Here is a 12352-nt window from a genome sequence, read left to right on the forward strand (position 1 = left end):
TCACCCCTTGGGTGGCAGCACGTCCCGTTCCGTCAGCAGCAACCGCCGCACCCTGCCGCCGCCCTGGAGGTGGGTTTCCAGGATCTCGTCGATATCCGCCGGGCTCGCCGGCCGGTACCAGACCCCTTCGGGGTAGATCACCATGGTCGGGCCGAATTCGCAGCGGTCGAGGCAGCCCGCCATGTTCACCCGCACCCCTTTCAGGCCAAGTTCCTTGGCCCGCGCCTTCATGTAGTCGCGCAGCTTCTCGCTGCCCTTGGCCGCGCAACTGCCGCGCCGATGCCCCTCCGGCCGCCGGTTGCAGCAGACGAAGACATGGGCACTGAAATAGGGCGGCGGATCCTGCTGCAAGGCGTCAGGAACGGGCGCATCGGTCACGGCGTCTCTCCGCAGGATGGGCGGGAGGCGGGTGTGAAGTCGCCTCCCGCGACCCATGTAGCGACCACATCCCCTTGCGACCAGGGCTCCCGATGTCCAGCCATGCCACGCTCCCCCCCGCCCGAGAACCAGCTGCGCCATGCCAGCAGCCCCTATCTGCTGCAACATGCCGGGAACCCGGTGCATTGGCGAAGCTGGGGCCCGGAGGCGCTGGCCGAGGCCCAATCCCTGGACAAGCCGATCCTGCTCTCGGTCGGCTATGCCGCCTGCCACTGGTGCCATGTCATGGCCCATGAATCCTTCGAGGACCCGGAGACGGCGGCGCTGATGAACGCGCTCTTCGTCAATATCAAGGTGGACCGGGAGGAGCGGCCGGATATCGACGCACTCTACATGAACGCGCTGCACCTGCTGGGCGAGCATGGTGGCTGGCCGCTGACGATGTTCCTGACCCCCAGGGCCGAGCCCTTCTGGGGCGGCACCTATTTCCCGCCGGAGCCCCGCTACGGCCGCCCGAGCTTCCGGCAGGTGCTCCAGGGCGTCGCCGGCGCTTACCGCGAGGAGGACGGCAAGGTCCTGCAGAATGTCTCGGCGCTGAAGGGCGCCCTGACCCGCATGGCCGCCACCACCCCCGGGCCGGTGCCGGGGAAAGCGCAGCTCAACCGTATCGCCCTGGCCCTTGTGAAGGCCACGGACCAGGAGGAAGGCGGCCTCTCCGGGGCGCCGAAATTCCCCAACCCGCCGGTCTTCCGCTTCCTCTGGCAGATGCGTTTCCGCCTGGACCAGCCGGCCTGCGTCGAGGTCACGCATCTGCTGCTGCGGCGCATGAGCCAGGGCGGGATCTACGACCATCTCGGCGGCGGCTATGCCCGCTACAGCGTGGATGCCATCTGGCTCGTGCCGCATTTCGAGAAGATGCTCTACGACAACGCCCAGATCCTGGAGCTTCTGGCCCTGGCCCATGCCGGCCGGCCCGACCGCCTTTATGCGGAGCGGGCGGAGGAAACCGTCGGCTGGCTGCTGCGCGAGATGCTGGCCGAGGGCGGCGCCTTCGCTGCCACTCAGGATGCCGACAGCGAGGGCGAGGAGGGCAAATTCTACGTCTGGACCGCGGCGGAGGTGGATGCCCTGCTCGGCCCCGATGCCGCCCTGTTCCGCCGTGTCTATGACGTGACCGAATCAGGCAATTGGGAAGGCCACAGCATCCTGAACCGCCGTGCCCATCCCGATCCCCTGGGCGAGGCGGAGGAGGCCGTCCTGGCCCGCTCCCGCGCCGTCCTGTTCGAGGCCCGGTCCCGCCGCATCTGGCCCGGCCGCGACGACAAGGTGCTGGCCGACTGGAACGGGCTGATGATCGGCGCCCTGGCCCGCGCCGCCGCCGTCTTCGGCCGGCCGGACTGGCTGGCTCCCGCCCGCCGTGCCTTCGACTTCGTCGCGACCGGCATGGCGGCCCCGGATGGCCGTCTGCTGCATGCCTGGCGCCAGGGTCGTTCCAGCGCCGCCGGCCTGCTGGAGGACCATGCCGCCATGGCCCGCGCCGCCCTTGCCCTCCACGAAGCCACGGGCGAGGCCGCCTATCTGCGCCAGGCCATCGCCTGGGCGGAGGCGGTGGAGCGGCACTTCGCGGCCCCCGATGGCGGCTATTTCACCTCCGCCGACGATGCCGGGGATGTGCTGGTGCGTGGCCGCACCGCCGGCGACAATGCCACCCCCTCCGGCAATGGCATGCTGGCTGAGGTGCAGGCGCGGCTTTTCCTGCTGACCGGCGAGGACCGCTGGCGGATCGCCGCCGAGGCCACCATCGGCGCCTTCGCCGGGCAGGAGCAGGGCCTGGCTGCCATGCCCCTGCTGCTCACCGCCGCGGACCTGCTGACCGAGGGCGCCAGCCTGGTGATCGCCGGCGACCCGGCCTCCCCGGAGGCCCAGGCCCTGGCGCAGGTGGCATTGGCGCATCCTGACCCCGCCATGGCCCTGCTGCGCGCGCCCGACCCCGCCAGCCTGCCCGCCGGCCACCCCGCCCAAGGCAAGGGGCCCGTGGCGGGCAGGGCCGCCGCCTATGTCTGCCGCGGCGGCACCTGCTCCCTGCCGGTGACCGACCCCGCGGCGCTCACCATTGCGCTTGATCGGATGCGGAATGCTTGACGGGAGGCGCGGGGCGGTGTCGCATCCGCCCCGCTGATTGCCATGCCGCAACTCTCACTCATCACCCCCCCTCGGCGATATCACCCTTTCGGAAGAGGAGGGGGCGATCGTCGCCCTGGACTGGGGCCGCGGCCGCGACCGCACCGAGACACCGCTGCTCCGCCGGGCGGCGAGCCTGCTGCACGACTATTTCGACGGGCGGCCGGTGGTCTTCGACCTGCCGCTGGCACCCCACGGCACGCCCTTCCGCCAGACGGTCTGGGCGGCGCTGCGGCGCATCCCCACGGGCGAGACGCGGTCCTATATCGCGATCGCCCGCGAGATCGGCTGCCGTTCCGCCCGCGCCATCGGAGGCGCCAATGGCGCCAACCCGATCCCGATCCTGATCCCCTGCCACCGCGTGGTGGCGGCGGGCGGGGCGCTCGGCGGCTATTCCGGCGGCGACGGCCCGGCTACCAAACGCTACCTGCTTGATCTAGAGCACCGCAGCCTGTGGCATACCCGCATGCCCGGGCCTGATGCCAAGGAACCATTCCGATGAACCACGCCATTCGCGTCCATGAGCACGGCGGCCCCGAGAAGATGGTGTGGGAGGAGGTGCCGCTGCCCGATCCCAAGCCGGGCGAGGCTCTGGTGCGGCAAAAGGCGGTCGGGCTGAACTATATCGACGTCTATTTCCGCACCGGCCTCTACAAGGCCCCCTCCATGCCGGCCACCATCGGCATGGAAGGCGCCGGCGTGGTGGAGGCGGTGGGCGATGGCGTCACCGATATCAAGCCGGGCGACCGGGTGGCCTATGCCGGCGCGCTCGGCGCCTATGCCGAGGCGCGCTGCGTCAATGCCGACCGGCTGGTGAAGATCCCGGAGGGGATCGACTTCACCCAGGCGGCCGCGATGATGCTGCAGGGCATGACCGCGCAATTCCTGATCCGCCGCACCCATGCCGTGAAGGCTGGCGAGACGATCCTGCTGCATGCGGCGGCGGGCGGCGTCGGCCTCATTCTCTGCCAATGGGCGAAGCATCTGGGCGCGACGGTGATCGGTGTGGTCTCCACGCCGGAGAAGGCGGAACTCATCAAAGGGCATGGCGCGGCGCATGCGCTGCTGACCAATGAGGATATCCCGGCCCGGGTAAAGGAGATCACCGGCGGCGCCATGGTGCCGGTGGTCTATGACAGCGTCGGCCGCGACACCTTCACCACCTCGCTCGACTGCCTGGCGCCCCTCGGGCTGATGGTCAGCTTCGGCAATGCCTCCGGCCCCGTCGCGGTGCCCGATCTCGGCATCCTGGCAGCCAAGGGCTCGCTCTATGTGACGCGGCCGACGCTGAACACCTATACGGCGAAGCGCGAGGATCTCGTGGCCACGGCCAAGGACCTCTTCGAGGTGGTGAAGAGCGGCGCGGTGAAGATCGAGATCAACCAGCGCTTTCCGCTGAAGGATGCGGCGGAGGGCCATCGGGCGCTGGAAAGCCGGAAAACAACCGGAAGCACGGTGTTCATTCCGTAAAACCAGCGTTCTGGCCGGATTGATTCCGGCCAGAAATTTTTCCGGTCAGGTCTCGACAGCCAGCCGCGCCACCGCATCCCGGTAGGTGGCGTCGAACAGCGCATCCAGCGCCGGGTTCACCCCGCGGAGCCCGGCCGCGACGCGCCCGGCCCAGCCGACATATTCCAGCCGCCGCGCATGGTCCCAATTCGCCGGCGGGCTCAAGGTGATGGCGCGAAGATTGGAGATCTTGTCGGCGAGCTTCACCAGCTTCGCCACCTCCGAGGCCTTGGGCGCCTGGCGCACCTGCAAGGCCTTCCGCACCTCCTTCGGCAGCGACTTGTCATCCGAGACCTCGGCGACGATGCCGGCCACCGCCGCACCGAATTGCGCGGCGATGTGTTCGAGGGTGGTGGGTTCCGGGTCCTGGTCGCTGTCCTCGACCACGTCATGCAGCAGGCCGGCGATGATCGCCTGCGATGGCGCGGCATGGGTGGCGAGGATCTCCGCCACCTCCAGCACATGGTTCACATAGGGCTCGGAGGCCATGCCCTTGCGGCGGTGGGTGGCGTGGACGCGGCCGGCGAAGACCGCGGCGCGGAGGATATCGGCAAGGCTCGTGTCGGATTTCTGCTCCATGCCCTCTCCCCTGGTCGGCAGACGAAAAAGGGGGGGCTCGCGCCCCCCTTGGTAATGGCCCGGCAGGCGCGGCGGCCCTCAGGTATTCATCGCGTCGAAGAAGTCCTGGTTGGTCTTGCTGTATTTCAGCTTGTCCAGCAGGAACTCCATCGCATCCTGCACGCCCATCGGGTTCAGGATGCGCCGCAGCACCCACATCTTGGCCAGCGTGGCGCGGTCCACCAGCAGTTCCTCCTTGCGGGTGCCGGACTTGGTGATATCGATCGCCGGGAAGGTGCGCTTGTCCGAGAGCTTGCGGTCGAGGATCAACTCGGAGTTACCCGTGCCCTTGAACTCCTCGAAGATCACCTCGTCCATGCGGCTGCCGGTATCGATCAGCGCGGTGGCGATGATGGTCAGCGAACCGCCTTCCTCGATATTGCGCGCCGCGCCGAAGAAGCGCTTCGGGCGTTGCAGCGCATTGGCATCCACGCCGCCGGTCAGCACCTTGCCGCTGCTCGGCACCACGCTGTTATAGGCGCGGCCGAGGCGGGTGATGCTGTCCAGCAGGATCACCACGTCGCGCTTGTGCTCGACCAGGCGCTTGGCCTTCTCCAGCACCATCTCCGTCACCTGCACGTGGCGCGTGGCCGGCTCGTCGAAGGTGGAGGCCACCACCTCGCCGCGCACGGTGCGGGCCATGTCGGTGACTTCCTCCGGCCGCTCGTCGATCAGCAGCACCATCAGGAAGACATCGGGGTGGTTGGCGGTGATGGACTTGGCGATGTTCTGCAGCATCACCGTCTTGCCGGTGCGTGGCGGCGCCACCACCAGCGCGCGCTGCCCCATGCCGATCGGCGCGATCAGGTCGATGACGCGATGGGTATAGTCCTTGCTCGGCCCCTTCGCCGCGCTCTCGGCCTCCGGGTTTTCCATCTTGAGGCGCCGGTTGGGGTAGAGAGGCGTCAGGTTGTCGAAATTGATCCGGTGGCGCAGCGCCTCCGGCGGCTCGGAAATTGATGGCATTGACCTTGAGCAGCGCGAAGTAGCGCTCGCCGTCCTTGGGCGCCCGGATCTGCCCCTCCACCGTGTCGCCGGTGCGCAGCGCGAAGCGCCGCACCTGGGCCGGGGAGATGTAGATGTCGTCCGGCCCGGGCAGGAAATTCGCCTGGGGGCTGCGCAGGAAGCCGAAGCCGTCCGGCAGGATCTCCAGCGTGCCCTCGCCATAGATCGCCTGCTCGTTCTCGGCGAGTTGTTTCAGGATCGCGAACATCATGTCCTGCTTCCGCAGGGAGGATGCGTTCTCGATCTGCAATTCCTCGGCGAAGGACAGCAGGTCAGCGGGGCTTTTGGCCTTGAGTTCGGAAAGATGCATGGCGCGGCGCGTCCGGATGCGAGGGGAACGGGACCCTTCCCAATGACGCCGGTGGCAGCAGCGCGGCGGAATTCCGCGCGTGGCCCCGGCCTTTCCGCCTGTGCCGCGAACACGACCCGGAAGGGGTCGGGGCCGCCGGCCGGCGATGTCCCGAGGAGGAGGAGAGGAGGGAAAGCAGATGGCAGCCAGCCCTTGGAGGCGGCCCGCTGCCGGCGGGGTAACGGCACAACCATAGGGATTGCACCATGATCCGTCAACCCAGCAGGTGGCGGTAGCTGCCGGGAAGTCAAGTATTTCTCTAAGTTTCAGAAGGGCTTCACGATCACCATTACGACAATCAGCACCAGAAGCAGGGTCGGAACCTCGTTCACGATTCGCCAATAGCATTCGGAATGGCGCCGCTGGTCCGCCAGGAAATCCTTCCGCGCATAGCCGAGATGATGGTGGAACACCGTCATGCCGAGGAAGCCCAGCATCTTCCCGTGCCACCAGCCGGCACGCCAATCCACCACGCCAGGCGTCAGCACCAGCGTGATCCCCAGCAGCCAGGCGGCGACCATGGCCGGGTTCATGATGGCCCGCAGCAGCAGGCGCTCCATGGTCTTGAACCGCTCGCTCTCGGCGCCGCCGGGAGCCACCTGCGTGTGGTAGACGAAAAGCCGCGGCAGGTAGAACAGCCCCGCCATCCAGGCGAAGACCGAAATCAGGTGGAAAGCCTTGGTCCAGAGATAGAAGGGCGCCAGCGCATCCACCGTCATGCCGCGGCAAGCCCCAGCAGGCCCGGCAGCGCCGCCATGGCGGCGAAGGGCAGGGCGCCGATCGCCTCGAAGACCCTGGCATCCGTCTCCAGCGTCAGGCCGAGCACCCGGCAGCCGGCGGCCATCCCCGCCTCGGCGCCAAGCAGGCTGTCCTCCACCACCACGCATTGCGCCGGGTCGGCGCCGCAGGCCCGCGCCGCCGCCAGATAGAGGTCGGGCGCCGGCTTCGGCCGCCGCACATCCTCGAAGCTGAAGGCGCGGCCGGCGAAAGGCTCCGCCAAGCCAAGCCGCGCCAGCTTGGCCGCCAGTTCCGCCCGCGCCGAATTGGAGGCCACCGCTACCGGGATGCCCGCCGCCACCACCGCCCGCACCGCCGCCATCGCGCCGGGCACCGGCTGCACCTCGGCCAGCAAGGCTTGGCCGATGCGGTCGGAGAGCACCAGCGCCCAATCCGCCGGCAGGCAGCCGACCCGCGCCTCGATCACCGGCAGCATGTCGGGCAGCGCCATGCCGAGGAAGGTCTCGCGCGCCTGCTCCGCGGAAAGCCGCCAGCCGCGCGCGGTGAGCTCGGCCGCGACCAGGCGGTTCACCAGCCCCTCGCTATCGGCCAGCACCCCGTCGCAGTCGAAGAGCACCGCCGCCGGCGGGAGAGGCGGCATCACGCGGCGTCCTTCACGCGCAGCGCGGCCCTCGTATGGGGGCAGCCGGTATGCTGCTTCGGGCATTGCCGGCCGCCCGCGTAGCTGCACAGCATGCGGCCGCTGCCACGCGCGCGCTGCACCAGCCCCGCCAGGGCGGCGATGAAGCCGGGGTCGCTGTTCTGCGCCGGCACCCGGAAATAGCCGGGCACGCCGAGCCGATGCGCCGCCTCGCGGTATTCCACGTCAAGCTCCACCAGCGTCTCCGAATGTTCCGAGACGAAGGCGATGGGGCAGACCAGCACCGCCACGCGGTCCTGCGCCGCCCGTTGCAGCTCGGCCTCCGTGCTGGGGCCGAGCCATTTCTGCGGCGTCACGCGGGACTGGTAGCAGACCACATGATCCGGGCTCTCGATGCCAAGCCGCTCCACCACCGCGGCGACGCTGCGTTCCACCTGCCACTGGTAGGGATCGCCCGCCTTGACGATCCGCTCCGGCAGGCCATGCGCGGAAAACAGCAGCCGCAGGGGCACCGATGCCGGCAGTTCCGCCCGCGCCCGGTCATGCGCCGCCCGCACCAGCGCGGCGGTGGCCGTGGTGAAGCCGGCATCGGAATGCCAGCAGCAGAGCGTGGTGGTGGGCAGGTCGAGGCCGATCGCCGCCGCGGCCTCTCCCCAGGCCCGCATGGAGGAGCCGGTCGTGGTGGTGGAGAATTGCGGATAGAGCGGCAGCAGCAGCACCTCCTCCGCCCCCCAGTCCCGCACCGCGCGCGCCGCCGCATCGCTGAAGGGGTGCCAGTAGCGCATGGCGACGAAGCAGCGGTATTCCGCCGCGGGTCCTGCCTCCGCGTTCAGCAGGGCTTCCAGCGCGAGGCCCTGCGCCTCGGTCAGCTCCCGCAGCGGCGAGCCGCCGCCGAGGATGGCGTAATTCTCGCAGGCAGCCTTGGTCCGCCGCGCCGCGATCAGCCGGCCGAGCCAGGGGCGGATGAAGCCCGGCACCCGCAGGATGGCCGGGTCGGTGAAGAGATTTTCCAGGAAGGGCCGCACGCTCTCCGGCGCATCCGGCCCGCCGAGATTGAACAGCACCACCGCCACCCGCCGCATGCCTGGCCTTTCCATCATCGCGCGCACCAGATGCGCCCGGGTGCCAGCCGGTCAAGAGCCACCGAAGGCCTCACCCCGCCCGCACCAGCCGCACCAGCGCCGCCACATGCTCGGGCGGGGTCTGCGGCACGATGCCGTGGCCGAGGTTGAAGACGAAGGGCCGGCCGCGCATGGCGGCCAGATTGGCCCGCGCCTCCGCCTCCAGCGCCGCGCCGCCGGCCACCAGGGCCAGCGGGTCGAGGTTGCCCTGCAACGCCATCCCCGCCGGCACCGCGCCGGCCGCCCAGCGGAGATCCATGGTGGTATCGAGGCCCAGCGCCTGCACGCCGCTGCGCTGCGCGTATTCCGCCAGCATCGGCCCGGCCAGGCGCGGGAAGCCGATGATCGGGATCGCCGGATGGCGCTTCCGCACCGCCCGCACCAGCTGCGCCGTCGGCTCGATCACCCAGCGGCGGAATTGCGCCGGCGGCAGCAGCCCGGCCCAGCTGTCGAAGAGCATCAGCACCTCCGCCCCGGCCTCGGCCTGGGCGCAGAGATACTCCGTGCTCGCCTCCACCAGCATCCGGATCAGCCGGCCGAAGAGCAGCGGGTCGGCATAGGCGAGGCCCCGCGCCGCGGCGAAATCCCGGCCGCCGCGTCCCTCCACCATGTAGCAGGCGACGGTGAAGGGGCTGCCGGCGAAGCCGATCAGCGCCACCCGCCGCGCCTCCGCATCGAGCGTGGCGCGCACCCGCCGCAGCGTCTCCAGGATCGGCGCCGCGCGCTCCGCCACCCCCTCCACCGCCAGCCCGCCGATCGCCGCGGCGTCCCGCACGGGTTCGAGCAGCGGCCCCTCGCCCTCGGCGAAGCGGAGCGGCTGGCCCATCGCCCAGGGCACCATCAGGATGTCGGAGAACAGGATCGCCGCATCGAAGCCATAGCGGCGGATCGGCTGCAGCGTCACCTCCGCCGCCAGCTCCGGCCTGGTGCAGAGCGCGATGAAATCCCCGGCCTCCGCCCGCACCGCACGGTATTCCGGCAGGTAGCGGCCGGCCTGGCGCATCAGCCAGAGCGGCGGCGGCCAGACCGCCTCGCCCCCCAGGGCACGCAGCAGCGGCTTGCCCCCGCCAGGGGCCGCCGCACTCGTCGAAGCCGTCGGATCGCTTTCCATCGGCCTCTCTCTCGCAAGAAAACAGGTTTTCTAGAAGGGGGTGGAGAGCTGTTGGGCCTGTGGATCACGGGGAGGCAAGTCCCGGCGCATCCATCCACAGCCCCATCCACGTGAGGGCAGGCCGCCAAGTCGCTGAAGCCCCTGGCGGAATCCGATCCGCCCCGACTCATGGGCGGGAGGGTCGCGAAATCCTCCCGTGAGTCGGCGAGGTGCCGCCCTCTCCCTGGTTTTCCACCGAACCCGCCGGAGGGGACGGAGTTTTCCCCGATATCCCCAGAAACCCACGCTATTCTCCCATGATGTCCCACCGAGTCATCAACCTGCACCTGGTCTCCGACAGCACCGGCGAGACCCTGAACTCGATGGCCCGCGCCACCCTCGCGCGGTTCGAGGACCATCACGTGATCCATCACCGCTGGAGCCTGATCCGCTCCCGCCTGCAACTCGACCGGGTGCTGGAGGGGTTGCAGCATGAGCCCGGCCCGGTGCTCTTCACCCTGGTGGACCGCAGCCTGCGGCACGGGCTGGAGGAAAGCTGCGAAAGGCTCGGCGTGCCCTGCCTCTCGGTGCTCGACCAGGTGGTGGACCTGCTGCAAGGCCAGCTCGGCGCCCGGGCGCGGGAGAAGCGGGCGGCGCAGCACGTGATGGATGCGGATTATTTCCGCCGCATCGACGCCATGCACTACGTGCTGTCGCATGACGACGGCCAGGGCACCGCGGGGATCGCGGAGGCCGATGTCTGCCTGGTCGGCGTCTCCCGCAGCAGCAAGACGCCGACCTGCTTCTACCTGGCCAATCGCGGCATCAAGGCCGCCAATGTGCCGATCGTGCCCAATGCCACCCTGCCGCAGGAACTCGACGAACCACCCTGCCCGGTGGTGGGCCTCACCATCGAGACCAATGCGCTGATCGAAATCCGCCGCCACCGGCTGCGGCTGATCGGCGCTTCCGGGGTGCGGCAGGACACCAACGACTATGTCGACCATGACAGCGTGAAGGCGGAGATCCTGGCGGCGCGCCGGCTCTGCAGCCAGCATGGCTGGCCGGTGATCGATGTGACGCGCCGCAGCATCGAGGAAACCGCCGCCACCGTGCTGCAACTGATGGAGGCCTGGCATGTCCGCCGCGGCCGCGCCCCTGGCGCCGCGCCGGAGGACCCGGCCGCCGCGGTGCTCGGCGTCAGCCAGCCGCGGCTGGAGCCGCGCGAATGATCCAGCAGCCGGAACCACGGCTGGTCCTCGCCTCCGCCTCCGCGGCCCGGCGGGCGGTGCTGGAGGCCGCCGGGATCGGCTTCACCGCGCAAGCCGCCGCGGTGGACGAGGCGGCGATCAAGGCAAGCGCCGGGGCGGCGGGGCTCCCCCCGGCGAGGCCGCCCTGCTGCTGGCCGAGGCCAAGGCCCAGCGCATTGCCCGGCGGGATCCGGAGGCGCTGGTGATCGGCTGCGACCAGTTGCTGGTCTGCGACGGCACCTGGTTCGACAAGCCGCCCGATCTGGCGGCTGCCCGGGCCCAGTTGCTGGCGCTGCGCGGCCGGCCGCATGAGCTGGTGACGGCCATGGTCGCTTGGCGGCATGGCGGCCGGGTCTGGCAGCATCTGGCCGGGCCGCGCCTCACCATGCGCGACTTCTCCGACGCTTTCCTCGACGCCTATCTGGCGGCGGAGGGGAGCAGCTGCTGGCCTCGGTTGGCGCCTATCGGCTGGAGGGGCTGGGGCCGCACCTCTTCCGCGACATCCGGGGCGAGCACAGCGCCATCCTTGGCCTGCCGCTGCTGCCGCTGCTGGATTTCCTGCGCGGCCATGGGGTGCTGCTGGGATAGGGCGGCGTCGCGGCTCTGGCCGGAACAACCGGAATCCGCCACATTAGGGCGAAATCTCGCGGCCGCGCGAGATCACTGTTGACGGCGGGCCATGGGGTCACGATCTTGTGTGGTGCGGCGCAGCATTGGGGGTGCCGCAGCGCACAAGGGACCAGGCCCATGGAATTCCAGGACCAGCCCGGCACCGCTGCCGGGCCTGCCGGTCTGCGGGCCGAGACCGATCGCAGCGAGGCAAACCGGGCCGATTCCGGCCGCCGCAGCCTTGTCGCCACCCTTGGCGACGAGGCGGGGCTGCTGCTGCCCGCCGGGCTACGCAGCCATGACGACCTGGCGGCCGAGAATGACGGGTTTGCCCCCTGGTGCGGCCCCGCCGCCCTCGCCCTGGCGACGGGCCGGGACTATGCCGAGGCCAGCGCCCTGCTGCGCGCCGCGGCGCCGGCCTGGTACCCGGAAAGCGGCCCGATCGTCACCGCCTATTGGCGCGACCTGCTGGCCGCGCTGGCGGCGGACGGGATTCCGCACGCGCCGCTCGTGCTACCGGAGGCACCACGGCCGAGCCTGCTGCGCCTGGTCCGCGACGGGCTCGATCCCGGCTGGTACCTGCTGCGCGTCACCGACCACTTCCTGCTGCTGCGGAGCCATGGCTTCGGCCTGGCGCAACTGCACGACAACCGCCACACCGCGACCCTGCTCACCGCCCGCACCCATGGCCGCCGCAAGGTGACGCATGCGGCGCGGCTGCTGGGCGGGCCGCTGGTCGAGGCGGAGCGCCCCTGAACGGCATAGGAGGGGGCTTCGCCCCCTGGACCGGCAGGAGGCAGGCTAAAACTGCAACCGGTGCAGGCCGGGTTCCGGCCTGCCGGGAGGGTCCGGGAGGGCAGCGCC

The 12352-nt window shown here is 70.2% G+C and carries 11 protein-coding genes and 2 pseudogenes; 6 read left to right on the forward strand and 7 right to left on the reverse strand.

What is annotated here, in order from left to right:
• Nucleotides 1-378 carry a (2Fe-2S) ferredoxin domain-containing protein gene (locus tag KSF81_RS02580; RefSeq protein ID WP_309139452.1) on the reverse strand — a complete coding sequence of 126 codons (378 nt, stop codon included), beginning with the start codon at nt 376-378 and terminating at the stop codon, nt 1-3.
• Nucleotides 379-480: 102 nt separating this feature from the next.
• On the opposite strand from KSF81_RS02580, the gene KSF81_RS02585 reads away from it, so the two are divergent.
• Genes KSF81_RS02585 through KSF81_RS02595 form a run of 3 tightly spaced genes read left to right on the forward strand, consistent with a single transcriptional unit; the run spans nt 481 to nt 4029 of the window.
• Nucleotides 481-2520: a thioredoxin domain-containing protein gene (locus tag KSF81_RS02585; RefSeq protein ID WP_217377605.1), complete on the forward strand. Its 2040-nt coding sequence runs from the start codon at nt 481-483 to the stop codon at nt 2518-2520.
• 37 nt (nt 2521-2557) lie between these two features.
• On the forward strand, nt 2558-3061 hold the full coding sequence (locus KSF81_RS02590; protein ID WP_217377606.1) for a methylated-DNA--[protein]-cysteine S-methyltransferase: 504 nt from the start codon (nt 2558-2560) through the stop codon (nt 3059-3061).
• A complete protein-coding gene (locus KSF81_RS02595) occupies nt 3058-4029 on the forward strand; it encodes a quinone oxidoreductase (RefSeq protein ID WP_217377607.1) in 972 nt (323 codons plus the stop codon). The genes KSF81_RS02590 and KSF81_RS02595 overlap by 4 nt, the downstream gene beginning before the upstream one ends.
• A 45-nt stretch (nt 4030-4074) precedes the next feature.
• On the opposite strand, the gene KSF81_RS02600 is transcribed toward KSF81_RS02595, so the two are convergent.
• The 6 genes and pseudogenes from KSF81_RS02600 to hemE form a co-directional block, all read right to left on the reverse strand.
• The gene (locus KSF81_RS02600; RefSeq protein WP_217377608.1) at nt 4075-4647 is read right to left on the reverse strand and encodes an HD domain-containing protein; all 573 of its coding nucleotides are present in this window, start codon (nt 4645-4647) and stop codon (nt 4075-4077) included.
• A gap of 78 nt (nt 4648-4725) precedes the next feature.
• Nucleotides 4726-6001: pseudogene (rho, locus tag KSF81_RS02605) on the reverse strand (transcription termination factor Rho).
• A 305-nt stretch (nt 6002-6306) separates the two neighbouring features.
• On the reverse strand, nt 6307-6759 hold the full coding sequence (gene hemJ / locus KSF81_RS02610; RefSeq protein ID WP_217377609.1) for a protoporphyrinogen oxidase HemJ: 453 nt from the start codon (nt 6757-6759) through the stop codon (nt 6307-6309).
• Complete coding sequence (locus tag KSF81_RS02615) at nt 6756-7418, reverse strand: HAD family phosphatase (protein ID WP_217377610.1); 663 nt, start codon at nt 7416-7418, stop codon at nt 6756-6758. The genes hemJ and KSF81_RS02615 overlap by 4 nt, the downstream gene beginning before the upstream one ends.
• On the reverse strand, nt 7418-8500 hold the full coding sequence (gene hemH, locus KSF81_RS02620) for a ferrochelatase (RefSeq protein WP_254453330.1): 1083 nt from the start codon (nt 8498-8500) through the stop codon (nt 7418-7420). Before hemH ends, KSF81_RS02615 begins: the two co-directional genes overlap by 1 nt.
• 70 nt (nt 8501-8570) lie before the next feature.
• Complete coding sequence (hemE, locus tag KSF81_RS02625; RefSeq protein WP_217377611.1) at nt 8571-9650, reverse strand: uroporphyrinogen decarboxylase; 1080 nt, start codon at nt 9648-9650, stop codon at nt 8571-8573.
• Between the two features lie 299 nt (nt 9651-9949).
• On the opposite strand from hemE, the gene KSF81_RS02630 reads away from it, so the two are divergent.
• The 3 genes and pseudogenes from KSF81_RS02630 to KSF81_RS02640 all read left to right on the forward strand — a co-directional run bounded on the left by KSF81_RS02630 (nt 9950) and on the right by KSF81_RS02640 (nt 12244).
• Nucleotides 9950-10861 carry a pyruvate, water dikinase regulatory protein gene (locus KSF81_RS02630; RefSeq protein WP_217381534.1) on the forward strand — a complete coding sequence of 304 codons (912 nt, stop codon included), beginning with the start codon at nt 9950-9952 and terminating at the stop codon, nt 10859-10861.
• A pseudogene (locus KSF81_RS02635) lies at nt 10858-11467 on the forward strand (Maf family protein). The gene KSF81_RS02630 and the pseudogene KSF81_RS02635 overlap by 4 nt, the downstream one beginning before the upstream one ends.
• A 159-nt stretch (nt 11468-11626) precedes the next feature.
• Entirely contained in the window at nt 11627-12244 is a 618-nt protein-coding gene (locus KSF81_RS02640; protein WP_217377612.1) for a hypothetical protein, read from the forward strand.
• Nucleotides 12245-12352: the final 108 nt, after the last annotated feature.

It is taken from the genome of Siccirubricoccus sp. G192 (assembly GCF_019084075.1).
Classification (GTDB): Bacteria; Pseudomonadota; Alphaproteobacteria; order Acetobacterales; family Acetobacteraceae; genus G192.